The organism is Streptomyces albiflavescens, from assembly GCF_014645835.1.
GTDB lineage: Bacteria > Actinomycetota > Actinomycetes > Streptomycetales > Streptomycetaceae > Streptomyces > Streptomyces albiflavescens.
In genome coordinates this window covers 37,348-54,381 of sequence record NZ_BMMM01000019.1, presented here as the reverse complement: position 1 = coordinate 54,381, position 17,034 = coordinate 37,348, and the positions used below count along the sequence as shown (strand labels likewise).

Genomic DNA, 17,034 nt, shown 5'->3' with positions numbered 1-17,034 from the left:
CCGCGCCGCTCCGAAAAATACTTGACGGAATCTGTCAGGTATTGAGCCCAAGATGGTGTGCCACAGACAAGGCACCGGCACCGGACGCCGCCAGGCCCAGGTCCAGGTCCAGGTCCGTCCGCGAGTGCCGGTGTCCCGAACAGGAGGTCGGTCATGGCACAGCACACGGTCGAATTCGAGGTGGCCGGTCCGTGGTCGCTGGCCACGAGCCGGGAGTTCTGGGAGGAGTTCGCGCCGCTGGGGCCGGCCTCGGCGGCGGGAGCCGACGAGGCGCTGCGCACGGTCTTCCACGCCGACGCCGACTGGCGCCGCGTCGCCGCGGAGATCAGACAGTACGGCTCCACGGCCCAGGTCGTGGTGGCCGGGGACGGCGATCTGGGCTCCGCCGCCGAGCAGGTACGCCGCTTCCTGTCCCTGGACGTCGACGCCCGCGGCTGGCCGACGGTCGCCGAACGCGACCCCGTGATCGCCGACGTCCAGGCCAGATGGCCGGGCCTGCGGCCGTGCGGCTTCCACTCGCCCTACGAGGCCGCCACCTGGGCGGTGCTGACCCAGCGCACGGGGATGACCTCGGCCAGGCGCATGCGCGACGACCTCGTCGCCCGCTACGGCACAGGCGGCGCGTTCCCCTCCCCCGAGGCCCTGCTCGGCCTGGACTTCGAACTGCCCTGGCGCAAGACCGAGTATCTGCGCTCCGTGTCCCGCGCCGCGCTCGACGGGCTCCTCGACGGCGCCCGGCTGCGCACTCTGGACCCGGGGGAGGCGGTGCGCCAGGTCCAGCAGATCAAGGGACTCGGCACCTTCTCCGCCGAGCTCGTCGTCGTACGCGGCGCCAACCACCCCGACACCCTGCCGACCCAGGAGCGCCGGCTGGAGGCGGAGATCACGGAGCAGTACGGGCCCGGCCGCAGCCGCACCGAGGTCTCGGAGAATTGGCGGCCCTACCGCACCTGGGCCGCACTGCACCTCCGCGTCCTGCGCGCCGAGCGCATGAGCCCGACCATCGCCCGCCCCGCTCGCGCCGGCAGGTAGGAGGGTGGTTCCTGCCCCTGCTTCCGGAGAAGGCGTGAGTCACGGTGTGAGGCGCGCCCGGACCTCGTTCGCCACGAGCCGGCCCGTGTCCACCGCATCCGTCGACCTCGCCCAGCAGTGCCGCGTACCTGCGCGCCGCGCGTGTGCCTCATGGCATCGGCCCGCGCTCGCATCCGTAACCTGCGGCGACCGCGATCGAACATCAACTGGCTAGACTACGCAGCCTCGTGCACGCGATCGCGCCACGTGCGAGCAAAGCCGTTCCCGAAGGGTTTCGACGCTTGATAGCCATCGAAGAGGTGAGCAAGCGATACGCCGACGGCACGGTGGCCGTCGATCGCCTGTCTCTCCAGATACCGAACCACTCCATCACCGTTCTCGTCGGACCTTCGGGCTGCGGCAAGACCACCACGCTGCGCATGATCAACCGCATGGTCGAGCCCAGCAGCGGCACGATCCGGGTCAACGGCGAGGACATCCTCCGCCGGCCGGTCAACGCCCTGCGCCGTTCGATGGGTTACGTCATCCAGAACGCCGGGCTCTTCCAGCACCGCACGATTCTCGACAACATCGCGACGGTGCCACGGCTGCTCGGCTGGTCCAAGCAGCGGGCCCGGGCTCGTGCGGCCGAGCTCATGGAACGGGTCGGCCTCGACCCGGGCATGGCCCGCCGCTATCCGTACCAGCTCTCCGGCGGCCAGCAGCAGCGTGTCGGCGTCGCCCGCGCGCTGGCCTCGGACCCGCCGATCCTGCTCATGGACGAGCCGTTCTCCGCGGTCGACCCGGTCGTCCGCCGCGGCCTGCAGGAGGAGTTGCTCCGCATCCAGAGCGAGCTGGGCAAGGCGATCGTGTTCGTCACCCACGACATGGACGAGGCCATCACGATCGGTGACCGCATCGCCGTGATGCGCACCGGCGGCAAACTCGCCCAGTTCGCCGCCCCCGACGAGATCCTGTCGTCGCCCGCCGACCCGTTCGTGGAGGAGTTCCTGGGCGCCGACCGGGGCATCCGCGGTCTGTCGTTCCTGTCCACCCGCGAGCTGGAGCTCGACCGCTCCCAGGTCTTCCCCGTCGACTCCGACTGGAAGCGGATCGCCGGGCGCGACGAGGCCTCGTCCTCGGTGCTCGTCACCGACGCCGGAGGCAAGCCGCTCGGCTGGGCCGACCTCGCCACGTGGAGTGGTGACGTCGAGGCCCTTGAGCCGTACGGTCAGAGCTTCGAGGTGGGCCGGGACTCGCTGCGCGTCGCCCTGGACCGGGCCGTGCTGGCGCCCAATGGACAGGCGGTCGCGGTGGACGGTGCGGGACAGGTGCTGGGGGTCGCCGGTCAGGAGACGATCGCCGCGGCAATCCGACTGGCCCGGCAGCGACGGGCGGCGGACGCCCCGCAGGACGCGTCCAAGCTGAAGGCCGCCCCATGAACGGCTTCTTCGACATACCGAGCGACCTCCAGCACAGCTATCTCGGCCTGATCGCCCTGCACATGCAGGAGGCACTGATCCCGGTGCTGGTCGGTCTCCTCCTGGCGCTGCCGATCGGCCTGTTGTGCGTCCACTACGACTGGCTCTACCCGCCGGTGCTGTGGTCCTCCACGGTGCTGTACGCGATCCCGTCGATCGCCTTCTTCGTGGTGCTCATCGACTACACCGGGCTGACCCAGCTGACCGTGATGATCCCGCTGTGCCTCTACAGCCTGGTCGTCCTCGTGCCGGCGGTCGTCGACGGCATCCGCTCGGTCCCGGAGGAGACGAACGCCGCGGCCGCGGCGATGGGCATCGGCCCCGTGAACCGCTACGTCCAGGTCCAACTGCCCATCGCCGTACCCGCGATCATGGCCGGACTGCGGGTGGCGACCGCCTCCAGCATCAGCCTGGTGAGCGTCGGCTCGCTGATCGGCAACCAAGGCGCGCTCGGCAATCTGCTGACGACCGCGATGCTCTACCACCGCCCCCAGCTGGCCGTGACCTCGGTGGTCACCACCGCCGTCCTCGCGATCGTGGTCGACGCCGTGCTCGTCCTGGTGCGGCGGGTGCTCACCCCCTGGGAGCCGCCGTCCGGCCGCAGGTCCCGGCGCCTCGCGGCCACGATCTCGGGCGCCGCCCGCACACCGGAGAGCGTCTCGTGAACGTACTCAACTTCATGCAGCACTTCTTCAGCGACGGATCCCACTGGCACGGCTACGACGGCATCCCGCAGCGCGTCTGGGAGCACGTCCAGTACACCGCCGGGGCACTCGCGATCGCCGCGGCCATCGGCCTGCCCATCGGCCTCGTCACCGGGCACACCGGCCGCGGCGGCAACACGCTGGCGTTCGTGTCCTCGGGGGCCCGGGCGCTGCCGACCTTCGGCCTGCTGGTGTTGATGTTCGTCTGGCTGGGCCTTGGCATCGTGCCCGTGATGATCCCGCTCGTGGTGCTGGCGATCCCCCCGATCCTCATCACCACGTACGAGGCGATCCGCACCGTGGACCCGTCCCCCGTCGACGCCGCTCGCGGCATGGGCATGTCGGAGCCGAAGATCCTTTTCCAGGTCGAGGTGCCGGCGGCGCTGCCGCTGATCCTGAGCGGTCTGCGCTCGGCGGCGATCCAGATCGTGTCGACGGCGACGATCGCCGCCTATGTGGCCCTGGGCGGAGTCGGACGCTACATCCTGGACGGCCTCTACCAGCGCAACTACGAGAAGGTGGCGGGCGGGGCCGCCCTCACCGCCATCCTCGCGCTGTTCGTGCTCGTGCTCTTCTGGGCCGTGGGCCGGGTGGCGGTGTCCCCGGGCGTGCGCAGGCGCGGGGCGGCGTAACGGCCGTATCGAAGAAGGGGACGGGTCCCGGCCCGTCCCCGCTTCACCGCTCGGCCGTGGCCAGGGCGTGTTCGAGGACGACGAGCAGCGCGTCCCGTACGGAGCCGCGTTCCCGCGCGTCGAACACGGTGAGGGGCACGTGGTCGGCGACGTCGAGGGCCCACCGTACGTCGTCCAGATCGTGTTCGACCTTGCCGTCGAAGGCGTTGACGGCCACCGCGAAGGGGATCTCGCGGTGCTCGAAGTAGTCGACGGCCGCGTAGCAGTCGTCGAGCCGGCGGGTGTCGACGATGACGAGCCCGCCGAGCGCGCCCTCGACGAGGTCGTCCCACATGAACCCGAACCGCTCCTGGCCGGGCGTCCCGAACAGATAGAGCTTCAGCGTCGGATCGAGGGTGACGCAACCGAAGTCCATGGCGACGGTCGTCGTCATCTTCTCCGGGGTGTGTGTGAGGTCGTCGACGCCCGCCGCGACCGAGGTGATGGACGCCTCGGTGGTCAGCGGCTCGATTTCGGATATGGCGCCCACCGTGGTGGTCTTGCCCACGCCGAAGCCGCCCGCGATGACCATCTTCACCGGCAGCGGCGGCTTGGGCCCCTCGGTGTCAGCCCTCACGGATCGCGCCCCGGGAGTCGGGGATAGCTCTGAGACCATCGATAACCCTTCGCAATACGGTGGCATCGCGGGCGGAATCGGCCTGCGGTGCGTACAAGGCCAGTTGACCGTCGGCACGCAGATCGTCGGCGAGCACCCGGATCACATTCAAGTGCATCCGCAGTTTCGCCGCGATCTCCGCCAGCGACTGCGGCTGGCGGCAGAGCGTGATGATGTCGCGGTGCTGTTCGAAGACGAAGGCGTCGAGCGCGGCCAGCCCCAGATCGGTCGCGACCACCTGGGTCTCGATCGGGATCGGCGGTACGAGACTGTCACCGCCGGCGATCCTCCCCGCGGTCAGCAGGAATGGCCGGACGACGGACGCCGGGGGCTCCACTCCCCACCCTGCGTCGTCGGTGGCTGATGGCTCGCCGGCCGTCATCACGTCCTCCCCCCCTTCGCTTCGCGGGCCGTCACCGGCCATGTGACGTCCCGTCGGACGTCAGCCGGTCGGGGCGACGCCCACGGTGTTCTTGAGCTCCATGACCAGCTGCGGGCTCAGGACGGCACCGGCGCGGTTGGCGAAGAGGGTCATCTCGTACGCGATGTTGCCGAGCTTGGCCTCCTTCGAGGCGACCACTCCGAGCACCGCGCCCGCGCCGAGCGCGGACACCAGGACGTGCCCCTCCTCCAGGTCGATGATGACCTTGTTCAGAGCGCCGAGGCCGTAGTTGCCGGACGCGCCCATGGCAAGGCTGGTCATGCCGGAGACGATCGCGGCCAGCCGCTCCGAGTCCGCCTGTCCGCGCAGTTGGGACACCGCGATGAGGAGTCCGTCGGAGGAGACACCGATGACGTCGACGACCCCGGCCGTCTCGGTGGCGAATCGATTGAGCAGCCAGTTGAAGTCGGCAGCGGCCGCCTTCACGTCCGTCACCTGTTCCTCGGCTCCGGACTCCGGCTCGCCTGTCCACATGGTCACTTGCTCATGCCTTCCGGGGATGAGGGTCTGCTGTTCTCTGTGCTGGAATCGGTGGGGGCGCCGGGCCGGCTCCCCGGTCGGGGCGCCCCGGTGGTGCGGCCCTCGGTCGCGCTCTCGCGCTGGGCCCGCCGGACGGCGGCCTCGAACTCGTCGATCTCAGATCGTGCCGCCTCCGCGTCCGTGGGCTGCCAGGCGGGCGGCCGCGGCTTGTTCGTGACGGTCCGTTCGGGCAGCCGGCTCGACGCGGTGGTGGCCGACAGGGTCGCACCGCGCACCCGGCGCCGTAGCGGACCGGCGTCGCCGGGTCGCCCGGGAGCCGCCGCTGCGGAGCCGCGGTCCGCGCCACTGCCGGGCCGCGAACCGAACCCGCCGGCCACACCGACCCCGTCGGCCACACCGCGCCCGGCCGCGTGACGCGGCCCGACACCCGTATTTACGGAAGTTCCGGGGTCGCCGCCCTGCCGGGGCCGGGACCCGCCGGGTCCGCCCGCCGGGTGGGCCATGGCGCCCTCGCCGAGAGTGTCCCGCGCGGGCTCCGCGCGGCGTGCGTGACCGGGGGAATCCTCGCCCCGAGAGCGTGCGGGAATCCTGCGGGGCAGGCCCGAGGGGCCGGGCGGCGATTCGACCCTCGCGGGGCGCGGCTCGCTCCCGGCGGAGTGACGGGCGGGCGGCAGGATGTGCGGGGCCCGGGCCGCGGCCTGTGCCGGATCGGTGAGCAGGAGCTGCGACGAGGGAACCGCGACGGTGGCCGTGACGCCACCGCCCGGGGTGCGGGACAGCACGACCTCGATGCCCCAGCGACGGGAGAGTCCGCCGACCACGAACAGGCCGAGGACCTCCGTCGGCGCCAGGTCGAGCCGTTCGCGGCGGATCAGGCGGGCGTTCTCCTCGGCCAGCCGCTCCGGGCTCAACCCGAGCCCGTGGTCGATGATCTCGACGAGGGCACCGGCGGATCCGTGCCGGGGGCGCAGTACCACCTCGACGCCGCTGGTCGCCGGCGAGAACATCACCGCGTTCTCCAGCAGTTCGGCGAGCATCAGCGTCAGATCGCCGACGATGTCGGGGGCGACGGTGACATCGCCCTCGGCGTGCGGAGTGACACGCTGGTAGCCCTCGATCTGGCCGAGCGCAGCACGCACGATGTTGCTGAGCCGCATGGGTTCGGTGTTCAGGCCCGTCTCGCTGATTCCGGCGAGCAGCATCAGACTGTCGGCGTTGCGCTGCAGACGTACGGCGATGTGGTCGATGCGGTAGAGCCGGTCCAGTACCTCGGGGTCGGTCTCGCCGCGCTCCACCGAGTCGATCAGCGCAAGTTGACGTGCCGTCAGATTGCTGACGCGGCGGCCGACGTTGCCGAACATCTCGGCGATATTGCGGCGGCTGATGACCTGGCGCTCCAGCAGGGCGGTGGCGGTGACCTGAACCTGGTTGAAGGCTTCGGCGAGTTCACCGATCTCGTCGCGCACCGGCACGGGCACGGCTTCGAGCCGCGGCGGGCTCGCGTCGTCGGCGTCGTCGTCGGCGACCCGGGCCAACTCGGTCTCGGCCGCGGTGGCCACGTGCTGGGCCGCCGTGGTCAGGCTCCGCACGGTCCGCACCACGGAGCGGCGCATCAGCACCGAGAACAGGAGCCAGGCTCCGAAGGCGAGCAGGGTGCCGGCGATCAGCCAAGCCACCTGCCACCAGGCGCTGTTCGAGGCGTCCTGCGTGTCGGCGGCGATCTCGCCGATGAGAGCCTTGACGATCTTCAGCCGGTTCTGGGCCTGGCGCTCGTAGGTGGGATCGGCCGTCAGCGCGTCGGCGAGCGCGACACGCAGCTGCGCCGGGCTCGCGGCGACCAGACCGCTGGGGTCGACCTGGAGCGCGGCCCAGTGCTGGTTGATGACGCTCTGGTACGGGCTGTGTTCGACCCCGGCGAGGTCGCTGCCCTGTTCCTGGGTGGCGAACCGGGTGAACCGCTCGGCCTGGTACGTGTACTGGTCGTAGTCGCCGACCGCTCCGGTGAACTCGATGAGCGCGTTGGCGTCCCTGGTGCGGGCCGCGAAGACGCTGGTCTCGAACGACGCGTGGGCGGTGTCGGCACGCAGCAGCGCGTCGAGCAGATTGCCGGCGGACGACGAGGACTCGCTGCCCGACTGGCCGAGGCCGAGGCCGTTGATGAGGCCCTCGATCACCGATCCGTACGCGGGGTCGATGTTGTCGGCGGCTATGGGGCCCTGTTCGACGGTCTTGCGGAGGCTGTCCAGGCCCTCCAGCTCCTTGAGCGCCTGGGCCTCGGCGTCGGGCAGCCGGTCCCCGTACGTCGACCGGACGGCCTCGATCTGGGCGCCGACCTTCTGCTGCGCCTGGAGATACGCGGAGGTGTCGGACGGGCTGTCACCGGAGCGGGCGGCCTCGTGCCGCAGGGAGACCAGGAGTGCCTGCCGGTGCTCGGTCTGCACGCCGTCGATGAGCTTGGTCACCTGCGCGCTGTCCCGCACGAGTTGGGCGGTGTCGGCGGCGGACCGGGCACGGTCGACCTGGCCGTACACGACGTAGGAGAGCATCGCGGAGACGACCGCGAGCGGCACGACCACCAGGACGTTGAGTTTCCGGCGGAAAGGCCAACGGTCGAGGAGCGATGGTGTTCGGCCTGTTCCGGGGGCCGTGGTCGGCAGCTCCGGGGTGGCCATTCTGTGCGCGGGCACCCAACCTCCTCGACGTTGTTCCCCGTGGAAGCCCCTTGCCCGGGCTGCGTGGTTCAGCAATCGCGACAGTGCGCTCAGGCCGACAAGTGGAACAAGGCCCTCGACGCGGCCAACATTAGCGGCTGCCGCAAGAGTACGGCCATGATCAACCAAAAAGTGACATGTGAAGATGCCGGATTCGCGCACATATTGGCCGCGTTGCGCATACGGGCTGCAGCCGTGTGGTCCCCATCGGTGATCTATTCGTGTCTTGACGGTCCGTGAGCGGGCTAGATTGGATCGGTCTGGACCGTCACCACCCGCGCCTTCCGGCCACCACCGCCCCACCCGATGCCAAGTCTGGATGACCAACGTGACCATCGCCAGAAGCACCAGAACGTCCGCAACGTACGCTGTTTCCCTGCTGGTTGTGGCCACGGCCGCACTGACGGGCTGCGGTTCCTCCGACGACTCCGGCAAGAGCGACCCGTTGAAGGGGGACACCGCCAAGGGCGGCACGGTCGTTGTCGGTTCGAACAACTTCCCCGAGAGCATCCTGCTCGCCGACATTTACGGTGAGGCCCTCAAGTCCAAGGGCATCAAGGTCAGTTACAAGCTGAACATCGGAAGTCGCGAGACCACCTACGGTCTGATCAAGAACGGTACGATCACGGTCCTGCCCGAGTACAACGGGGCTCTGCTCGCCTATCTCGACGCCAAGGCGGCACCGACGACCGTCGAGGAGACCAGCAAGGCCATTTCGGCCAAACTCGATGCGAAGCTCACCCTGTTGACCCCGTCCGAGGCCCAGGACAAGGACGCGATCGCCGTCAACGAGGCCACGGCCAAGAAGTACAGCCTGACGGACAAGTCGACGATCGCGGACCTCGCCGACGCGGCGAAGGACCTGGTCATCGGCGGCTCGCCCGAGTTCCAGACCCGGCAGCAGGGACTGAAGGGCCTCAAGTCCGTATACAGCCTCGACTTCAAGTCCTTCAAGGCGCTGGACGCGGGCGGTCCGCTGACCGTTGCGGCTCTCAAGGGAAACAACATCCAGGCCGCGGATATTTTCACGACGGACCCGGGCATCAGCAAGAACAAGTTTGTGGTCCTGCAGGACTCCAAGAATCTCTTCGGTTTCGAGAACGTCACTCCGCTGGCATTCAAGAGCGGTCTCTCGTCGGCCGGAGTTTCCGTACTCAATGGGGTCTCGGCGAAGCTCGACACGGAAACCCTGGTCACGCTCAACAGCCAGGTGCAGAACGACAACAAGGACCCGCTGGACGTCGCGAAGGCGTGGCTGTCCTCCGCCGGTCTGAGCTGACAGGTGGCACTGCCGGGGCCGGAGCGGGCATCCCGCTCCGGCCCCGGGGCCGACTCCGGACCTGGAACCGCCGCCCCCGTCAGCTCCGCGCCCCGGGTGCGACGGCCTCCGGCTCCGTGCGGGGCACGTCGGAGGAAGCACGGGGCGTGCCGGAGATGCGGCCGGCGCGCTGGACCGGGACGAGGAGTGCGGCCAGAGCCGCGGCCAGGCAGAGCAGCGCGAGCAGGCTGAAGCCGTGGGTGTACCCGGACGCGTACGGCAGGCCCGAGGGCTGAAGGCGACTGGTCACCAGGACGCTGGTCAGCGCGGCACCGATGGAGCCGCCGATGGTACGGATGTTGGCGTTCATGCCGGTCGCGGCGCCGGTCTGTTCGGCCGGGACACTGCCGACGATCAGGTTGGCCATCGAGGCGAAGGCCAGTCCGATGCCGAGGCCGAACACGCCCGCCGCGAAGGCCACTTGCCACTGCTGGTCGTGCCAGAGGGCGAGGAAACCACAGGCGATCGCGCCGAGCGCGGACCCGGCGATGAGCAGCTTCTTGGCACCCAGGACGGGCTCCAGGCGGCCGCTCAGCACACCCGAGCAGAACATCGCGATCAGCATCGGCAGCATGAGCAGTCCGGCCGCCGTGACGCTGGCGCCGAAGCCGTAACCGGCCGAGCTGGGCGTCTGCACGAAGCCGGGCAGGAAGGACCAGATCGCGTACATGCCCGCGCCGAACAGCAGCGCGGCGGCGTTCGTGGTCCACACGGCGGGGAGCCGCATGATGCGCAGATCGATCAGCGGGCTGTGGGAGCGCGCCTCGGCGAACAGCCACAGCGCGAACAGGGCCGCGGCGGCGACGAACAGACCGATCGCCCTGCCCGATCCCCAACCCCAGTGGCTCGCCTGGCTGAGCGGCAGCAGCAGGGCCACCAGCCACCCCGACAGCAGGACGGCGCCGAGCCAGTTCACGCGCCCCTCGGCCCGGCGGGGCGACTCGGGGACGTAGCGCAGCGCGATCAGCGTGGTGACCGCGACGATGCCGACGGGGAGCCAGAACAGCCAGCGGTAGTCGAGCGCGGTCACGATGGGACCGGCCGCCACAATGCCGACACCGCCTCCGGCGGCGATCACGGCGGACAGGTTGCTGATGCTGCCGCTCACCTCGGACGGGGCGAACTCGTCCCGGATGATGCCGAAGGACAGCGGGAACAGGGCGCCGCCGATGCCCTGGACGACCCGGGCGACGATCAGTACGCCGATGGTCGGCGCGAGCGCGGCGAGCAGACAGCCGATCGTCACGATCACCAGGACGGCGACCAGGGTGCGCTTCTTGCCGATCAGGTCACCGACCCGGCCGAGGATCGGGGTGAAGACCGAGGCGGACAGCAGATAGGCCGTCATCACCCAGGTCGCGGTGGACTGCGAGGTGTGCAGCGCGTGCTGAACGGTCGGCAGGGCCGGCGCGATCAGCGACTGCAGCATGGCGAACACACCGGCACCGGTCGCGAGGACCGCGAAGGTGAGGCGTGTGGACGTGCGGGGCATGAAAAGCCTCTCCGAGACAGGCGAACAGGGTGCGGCCGAGCTCATCCCCCGTGGTCGTACGGCGCGGGCGCGCTGCGGAGCGGCACGGGGGCACGCCGACGGCCGCGGGAGGCGGTCGCGGAAGGGGGTGAGCGGAAGGGGGTGTGCGGAAGGGTGCGAGCGGACGGGCGGTGCGGTCGGCGCGGGGCCCGCGGTGATCGATACGTCCGATACGGCGGTGCTGTCGCGGCGTGGATGCGTGCGGCCGCACGCATCCACGGCAAACGCACCCCGCACTGGTAAAGTGGAGGCACCCCTCCACTGTAGCGGAGGCAAACCTCCGCTTCAACCTCGACCCGCCATGGGAGGCAGCAGTGACGGCCCAGCCGTTCCCCGTCAGCGAGATCGTCACGTCCCGGCGGCCGCACCGGAAAGACGCCGCCCGCAACTACGACGCGCTGCTGACGGCCGCGCGCGAGGCGTTCGCGGAGAACGGCGCGGAGGCGTCCCTGGAGGACATCGCCCGTCGCGCGGGCGTGGGCATCGGCACGCTCTACCGGAACTTCCCGACCCGCCGCCACCTGTTCGAAAGCGTCTACGCGGGCGAGGTGAACGACCTGTGCCGGGTGGCGCACGAGGTCGCCGAGCTGGAGCCGTGGGAGGCGCTGAGCGCGTGGCTGCGCCGGTTCGTGGGCTACACCGTGACCAAGCGAGCCGTCCGCGAGGCGCTCAACGACGAGTCGGAGATCTTCCTCGCCTGCCGGGACTCGATGTACCAGGCGGGCGGCCCGCTCTTCGAACGCGCCCAGAAATCCGGCGAGGCGCGCGAGGACATGGACTTCGACGACCTGCTGCGCATGGTCGCGGGCATCACCGCGACGAACTTCCTCGACGACGCCCAGCGCGACCGCGTCCTGGCCGTCGCCCTCGACGGCGTCCGCACCGCCCGCTGACGCGCGGCCACCACCACCCGCCACACCCCGTGGTAACTTTGTATACAAGGTGTATGCGATCTCTGGCGATCTCTGGGGGTAGTGATGGCGTCCGGTCGGGAGAAGGCTTATGCCTACCTCAAGGACACGGTGCTGACGGACCCGGCGATGCAGGGAGCGTTCCTCTCCGAGCAGGACATCGCCGACCGGATCGGAGTGTCACGCACCCCGATCCGGGAGGCCCTGCTGCTGCTCGCGGCCGAGGATCTCGTCGAGCTGGTGCCCAAGCGCGGTGCCCGAGTGTCACCGCTGTCGGGCCGGGAGATCTCCGAGTTGATGCAGCTGCGCGGGATCGTCGAACGGTACGCGGCCGAGCACGTCATCGCGGCGGGCCGGGCTCCGCTGCGGCAGCTCGGCGAACTGCTGGACCGGCAGAGCGCTCTGAGCGGCCCCGACCAGGCCAAGGAGTTCATCGCCGTCGACCATCTGTTCCACGCCACCCTCGTCTCGGCGGTGGGCAACGCCCTGCTCGACCGCCACTACGACGGACTGCGCAGCCGCCAGGTCCGTGCCGGAGTCGTGGCGCTCTTCAACCAGCACGGCCGGCAGGCCGCGGTGCTGGACGAGCACCGGGAGATCCTCGACGCGCTGGCGGCCGGTGACGCGGCGGCCGCGCGCGCCGCGATCGACAGCCATCTGGACTCGACCCTGAAGATCCTGCTCGCCGGTTAGGTCCTGTCGTCACATTCCCGTCGTCCGCCCGGAGGGCGGGCCCTGCGGCGTCAGGTGCGTGCTCTCGGCGTGCCGGGCACAGGCCCTCGTACTGGATGTACTTGGGTCTGTGCCCGGTGCGGCGAGAGTGCGTGCATGGCGTCGCGGGGCAGACGGGAATGTGACGACAGGGCCTAGGCAGGGACGGGTGGGAGGAACCGGGGTCCGGTCCCTCCCCACCCGCCTGTCCGGCCGTCAGGCCGTCCGGCTGTCAGGCCGTCCGGCTGTCAGGCCCGCTGGTCCGCTGGTCCGCTGGTCCGCTGGTCCGCTGGTCCGCTGGTCCGCTGGATACGTGAACACGAGCATGGTGACGCCGGCGGCCGTCGTCCACGGACCGTGCGGCATCCCCGGCGGACGGCACGCGTACGAGCCCTGCGGGAAGGTCTCGTCGAGCGTCAGGTCGTGCAGGTCGCCTTGGAGGATGTAGACCTCCTCCCAGAAGTCGTGCCGCGTCACCCCCTGCGCGGAGGTGTCGGTGCCCGGCTCCCAGCGGACGAGCATGGTGCTGTGAGCGCCGGACGCATCCTCGGCGAGTACGCGCTGCGCGACCCCCGGGACGGCACCGGCGGGCGCCGTCCACGGCCCCGCGGGCCGGTGGAATTCGAGCTCCGGTTTGCTCATGAGGCCCGTCCCAGGCGGCGGTTGGCGAGCACGGACGTCTTCTCCTTGACCGCCGCGACCTCTTCGACGGTCAAGTCGGCCAGCAGCAGGCCCGGTTCCGCGCCCAGGCAGTCGCGTACGGTTCCGTCGGGACCGACCACCATGCTGTACCCGATGCCCGTCGGGGCCGACGCATCCGCGACCACTCCCCCGGCCGCCGGGTCGGCCTGGTCAACCGCCGCGACCCACACGGTCGCATCCAGGGCGCGGGCCCGCACCAGCAGCTCCCACTGCTCGCGCTTGCCCGGCCCGGCACCCCAGGAGGCGGCCAGCACCGTCGCCACGGCGCCTTCATCGGCATGCGCCCGGAAAAGCTCGGGGAAGCGGACGTCGTAGCAGGTGGCGAGGCCGATACGGACGCCGTCGACGTCGATCGTGACGATCCGCGAGCCGGCGGCGACGGTGTCGGACTCGGCGTAGCCGAAGGCGTCGTACAGATGGATCTTGTCGTACGCGGCCTCGACTCCCGGGCCGGTGGCGAGGAGGGTGTTGGCGACCCGCCCGTCGGAGGCCGGGGTGAACATGCCCGCCACCACGACGATGCCGGCCGCGGCGGCGAGAGCGCGCACCTCGTTCGCCCAGGGGCCGTCGAGCGGCTCCGCGACCGGCGCCAACGGGGTGCCGAAGCAGGCCATCGACGCCTCGGGGAACACGACGACGCGGGCTTCGGCCTCAGCGGCGCGCCGGACGCCGTCCTCCATGAGTTCGAGGTTCTTCTCGGGGTCGGGTCCGCTGGTGAACTGGCTCAGGGCGATACGCACGGGCGGCCTTTCTGCGTCGATGGGGGGTGGGTGGGAGTGGATCTGCGTGAGTGGGAGTCGGTGGTACCGGGGCGGGATCAGGAAACCTCGGCCGCGGACTCGGGCTCGTACGCCACGCGCTGAACCTCGCCGTCCCCGGCATCCCCGGCATCGTCGGTGTCGTCGGCGTCGCGGCCCAGGCACAGTCCGGCGATGGTGACCGCCGCCGCGACGGCGATGTACAGCGCCAGGGGAACCCAGCTGTCGTAGGAGCTGAGCAGAGCGGTGAACAGCAACGGTGCGACCGCGCCGCCGATGAGGCCGGCGAGCGTATAGGCCAGCGAGGAGCCGGTGTAGCGCAGCCGGGGTGAGAACTGCTCGGCGACGAAGGCCGCCTGCGGGCCGTACATGAAGGAGTGGATGGCCAGGCCGCCGACCACGCCGCACATGAGCAGGATCCAGCTGTGGCCGTCGACCATGAGGAAGAACAGGAACGGCCACAGGCCCGCCGCCACGGCGGAACAGCCGTACAGCAGACGCCGGTTCACCCGGTCGGACAGGGCCCCGGCGAGCGGGATGAGGAAGACCTGCAGCGACGATCCGACGAGTACGGCCGTCAACGCGGAGCCGCGCGTCATGCCCAACTCGCCGGTGGCGTACGTGAGCACGAAGACGGTGAACATCGCGTACAGCACGTCCGGACCGACCCGGCACAGGATCGCCGCGAGCAGGGCGCGCGGCTGGGTGGTGAACACTTCGCGGATCGGCGCCTCGGGCCGGCTGTGCTCGGCCTCCATGGCCTTGAACACGGGCGTCTCCTCCAGCTTCGCCCGGATCCACAGGCCGAAGCCGACCAGGACGCCGGACATCAGGAACGCCACCCGCCAGCCCCAGGAGAGGAACTGATCCTCCGTCAACAGGGCACCGAGCGCCGCCAGTACGCCGTTGGCCAGCAGGTTGCCCGCGGGCGGTCCGACCTGGGCTGCGGAGGCGTAGAAGCCGCGGCGGCGCGGGTCGCCGAATTCGCTGGACAGCAGGACGGCACCGCCCCACTCGCCGCCCACCCCGACGCCCTGCGCGAAGCGCAGCACGACCAGGGCGATGGGCGCCGCCACACCGACCGTGCCGTACGCGGGCAGCAGACCGATGAGGAAGGTGGCCGCGCCGATCAGGACCAGCGTGGCGATGAGGACTTTCTTGCGGCCGATCACATCGCCGAGCCGGCCGAAGACGAAGCCGCCGAGCGGACGCGAGACATAGCCGACGGCGTAGGTGGAGAACGCCAGGAGGGTGCCGGTGAGGGGGTCCTCCGAGGGGAAGAAGAGGTCGCCGAAGACCAGCGCCGCGGCGGCGGAGTAGACCGCGAAGTCGTACCACTCCAGAGCGGTGCCGGTGAGGCTGGCGAAGAAGGCGCGGCGGATACCGGAGCGGCCGGCGGGCGGCGCCTCGGTGGCCTGCTGGGCGTGCTGCATGCTGCCTGTTCCTTGCGTCGGGGACATCGACGTGTGTCTGGGACATCGACTTGCGTCGGGGGACATCGACCTTTCGGCATACTTCTTGTATACAGGTCGTATGCGCAACCCCGCGCAGGAAGTTGACCGCTTCGAAACCGACTTCCGAGACAGCCCCGAGCGACTTCCGAGACAGACCCGAGCGACTTCCGAGACCGCCTCTCCACCCGAGACCGACCCCTTCAGGAGTTCCCGTGCCCGTCCTGACCTTCGAGCTGCCCGACGGTTCCACCCGTGATGTCGACGTCCGCCAGGTACTCAACGCCGGATACGCCGGGCGCAGCCAGGACGACGTCGCCGCGCACGTCGCCGAGTTGGCCGCGCTCGGCGTGCCCGCGCCGTCCGTGACCCCGGCGCTCTACCCGGTCTCCCCCTACCTCGCCCAGCAGACCGACCGCGTCGCCGCCCAGCACGCCCGCACCTCCGGCGAGGCCGAGTGGGCCCTGGTCGTCGCTGCGGACGGAGAACTGCTCCTCACCGCCGCTTGCGACCACACCGACCGGGACCTCGAAGTGCACGGCGTCGCATGGAGCAAGAACGCCGGCCCGGACGTACTCGCCCGCCGCGCCTGGCGCCTGGACGACGTCGCGGCACGCCTCGACGATCTCACCCTGCGGGCCTGGGTCACCCACGGCGGCACGGAGACCGAGATCCAGCGCGGCACGCTCGCCGAGCTGCTCACCCCGGGCTACTGGGCCGATGTACTGCGCTCGCGGGGCGACCTGGTCCCCGGCACGGTCCTCATCTCGGGGACCATCCCGATGACCGAGAACGTGGATCAGTTCGCCGAGGCGTGGCGGGTGGAGTTGGGCGACCCGGTCACCGGGGACACGATCGGCCTGGCCTACCACGTGGTGCCCATGGCCGAGCCGATCGGCTGAGGAACGGAGCATTCTGTCTGCCGACTGTATTCCGTATACTGGCGCCACTCGCGTGGCTCCAACTCGGAGGAAACATGGCAGAGCTCGACCCCGAGGTGGTGCTGGGAATGGCTGCCCAGGCACCCGACGGCATAGTGATCATCGACGGCGAAGGACTGATCCGCTATTGGAACCGGGGTGCGGAGCGCATCTTCGGGTTCTCGGCGGCCGATGTGGCCGGTCGCAGTCTGGACGTCATCATTCCCGAGAAGCACAGGAAGCGTCATTGGGACGGCTTTCAGACCGCCATGGACCGAGGAGCCACCAAGTACGGGGAGGCGGACCTCCTGACGGTTCCCGCGCTGGCGGCGGACGGCAGCACCCTGTCCATCGAGTTCAGCGTGGCGCTGCTGACCGGTGCCGATGGCGCCGCGCACGTCGGAGCGGTCATCCGGGATGTCACCGCGCGACGAGCGCGGGAGCGGGAGATGATGCGGCGGCGGGCCGAGACCACCGCGGACCGTACGACGGTCTGAGCTACGCCGAGCGGCGAAGCGGGAGCGGCCTCCGCAGCCGTGTGCGCAGGTTCGAATCCTGCCGGGGGCACCCGTTATGAGGTGCCCAAAGACCCCGTCACCAGCGGAAACGCTGAGAA

Annotated in this window: 17 protein-coding genes; 9 read left to right on the top strand and 8 right to left on the bottom strand. The window is 70.2% G+C overall.

The window, feature by feature from the left end; all coding sequences use genetic code 11:
* The first annotated feature begins 153 nt into the window (after positions 1-153).
* The 4 genes from IEY95_RS38680 (at position 154) to IEY95_RS38665 (ending at position 3,828) form a co-directional block, all read left to right on the top strand.
* Positions 154-1,032, top strand: coding sequence for a DNA-3-methyladenine glycosylase family protein (locus tag IEY95_RS38680; protein WP_189190903.1), 879 nt, complete (start codon positions 154-156; stop codon positions 1,030-1,032).
* Positions 1,033-1,313: 281 nt separating this feature from the next.
* The gene (locus IEY95_RS38675) at positions 1,314-2,453 is read left to right on the top strand and encodes an ABC transporter ATP-binding protein (protein ID WP_189190902.1); all 1,140 of its coding nucleotides are present in this window, start codon (positions 1,314-1,316) and stop codon (positions 2,451-2,453) included.
* Positions 2,450-3,157 (top strand): ABC transporter permease, encoded by a 708-nt coding sequence (locus tag IEY95_RS38670; protein WP_189190901.1) that lies wholly within the window; start codon positions 2,450-2,452, stop codon positions 3,155-3,157. The genes IEY95_RS38675 and IEY95_RS38670 overlap by 4 nt, the downstream gene beginning before the upstream one ends.
* Positions 3,154-3,828 carry an ABC transporter permease gene (locus IEY95_RS38665; protein WP_189190900.1) on the top strand — a complete coding sequence of 225 codons (675 nt, stop codon included), beginning with the start codon at positions 3,154-3,156 and terminating at the stop codon, positions 3,826-3,828. Before IEY95_RS38670 ends, IEY95_RS38665 begins: the two co-directional genes overlap by 4 nt.
* Before the next feature lie 43 nt (positions 3,829-3,871).
* On the opposite strand, the gene IEY95_RS38660 is transcribed toward IEY95_RS38665, so the two are convergent.
* The 4 genes from IEY95_RS38660 to IEY95_RS38645 are packed head-to-tail and all read right to left on the bottom strand — an operon-like array spanning position 3,872 to position 8,092.
* Positions 3,872-4,483, bottom strand: a complete 612-nt coding sequence (locus IEY95_RS38660) for a GTP-binding protein (RefSeq protein ID WP_189190899.1) — start codon at positions 4,481-4,483, stop codon at positions 3,872-3,874.
* Positions 4,434-4,865, bottom strand: coding sequence for a DUF742 domain-containing protein (locus IEY95_RS38655; RefSeq protein WP_189190898.1), 432 nt, complete (start codon positions 4,863-4,865; stop codon positions 4,434-4,436). The genes IEY95_RS38660 and IEY95_RS38655 overlap by 50 nt, the downstream gene beginning before the upstream one ends.
* Before the next feature lie 60 nt (positions 4,866-4,925).
* Positions 4,926-5,399 (bottom strand): roadblock/LC7 domain-containing protein, encoded by a 474-nt coding sequence (locus IEY95_RS38650; RefSeq protein WP_189191010.1) that lies wholly within the window; start codon positions 5,397-5,399, stop codon positions 4,926-4,928.
* A 2-nt stretch (positions 5,400-5,401) separates the two neighbouring features.
* Positions 5,402-8,092, bottom strand: a complete 2,691-nt coding sequence (locus IEY95_RS38645; protein WP_229703647.1) for a sensor histidine kinase — start codon at positions 8,090-8,092, stop codon at positions 5,402-5,404.
* A gap of 343 nt (positions 8,093-8,435) precedes the next feature.
* Between IEY95_RS38645 and IEY95_RS38640 the strand changes: the two genes are divergently transcribed.
* Positions 8,436-9,395: an ABC transporter substrate-binding protein gene (locus IEY95_RS38640; RefSeq protein ID WP_189190897.1), complete on the top strand. Its 960-nt coding sequence runs from the start codon at positions 8,436-8,438 to the stop codon at positions 9,393-9,395.
* Positions 9,396-9,474: 79 nt separating this feature from the next.
* Here the strand turns inward: IEY95_RS38640 and IEY95_RS38635 are convergent, their stop codons facing one another.
* A complete protein-coding gene (locus IEY95_RS38635; RefSeq protein WP_189190896.1) occupies positions 9,475-10,926 on the bottom strand; it encodes an MFS transporter in 1,452 nt (483 codons plus the stop codon).
* A gap of 353 nt (positions 10,927-11,279) precedes the next feature.
* Between IEY95_RS38635 and IEY95_RS38630 the strand changes: the two genes are divergently transcribed.
* The gene (locus IEY95_RS38630) at positions 11,280-11,858 is read left to right on the top strand and encodes a TetR/AcrR family transcriptional regulator (protein ID WP_189190895.1); all 579 of its coding nucleotides are present in this window, start codon (positions 11,280-11,282) and stop codon (positions 11,856-11,858) included.
* An 84-nt stretch (positions 11,859-11,942) separates the two neighbouring features.
* Positions 11,943-12,569, top strand: a complete 627-nt coding sequence (locus IEY95_RS38625; RefSeq protein WP_189190894.1) for a GntR family transcriptional regulator — start codon at positions 11,943-11,945, stop codon at positions 12,567-12,569.
* 234 nt (positions 12,570-12,803) lie between these two features.
* Here IEY95_RS38625 and IEY95_RS38620 read toward each other — a convergent pair whose 3' ends face one another.
* The 3 genes from IEY95_RS38620 to IEY95_RS38610 all read right to left on the bottom strand — a co-directional run bounded on the left by IEY95_RS38620 (position 12,804) and on the right by IEY95_RS38610 (position 15,480).
* Complete coding sequence (locus IEY95_RS38620) at positions 12,804-13,229, bottom strand: cupin domain-containing protein (RefSeq protein ID WP_189190893.1); 426 nt, start codon at positions 13,227-13,229, stop codon at positions 12,804-12,806.
* Positions 13,226-14,029, bottom strand: a complete 804-nt coding sequence (locus IEY95_RS38615) for a carbon-nitrogen hydrolase family protein (RefSeq protein ID WP_189190892.1) — start codon at positions 14,027-14,029, stop codon at positions 13,226-13,228. The genes IEY95_RS38620 and IEY95_RS38615 overlap by 4 nt, the downstream gene beginning before the upstream one ends.
* A gap of 77 nt (positions 14,030-14,106) precedes the next feature.
* Positions 14,107-15,480, bottom strand: coding sequence for an MFS transporter (locus IEY95_RS38610; protein WP_189190891.1), 1,374 nt, complete (start codon positions 15,478-15,480; stop codon positions 14,107-14,109).
* 233 nt (positions 15,481-15,713) lie between these two features.
* Here IEY95_RS38610 and IEY95_RS38605 point away from each other — a divergent pair, with 233 nt between their 5' ends.
* Entirely contained in the window at positions 15,714-16,400 is a 687-nt protein-coding gene (locus IEY95_RS38605; RefSeq protein ID WP_189190890.1) for a DUF2848 domain-containing protein, read from the top strand.
* A 74-nt stretch (positions 16,401-16,474) separates the two neighbouring features.
* On the top strand, positions 16,475-16,915 hold the full coding sequence (locus tag IEY95_RS38600; RefSeq protein WP_189190889.1) for a PAS domain S-box protein: 441 nt from the start codon (positions 16,475-16,477) through the stop codon (positions 16,913-16,915).
* Positions 16,916-17,034 lie beyond the last annotated feature (119 nt).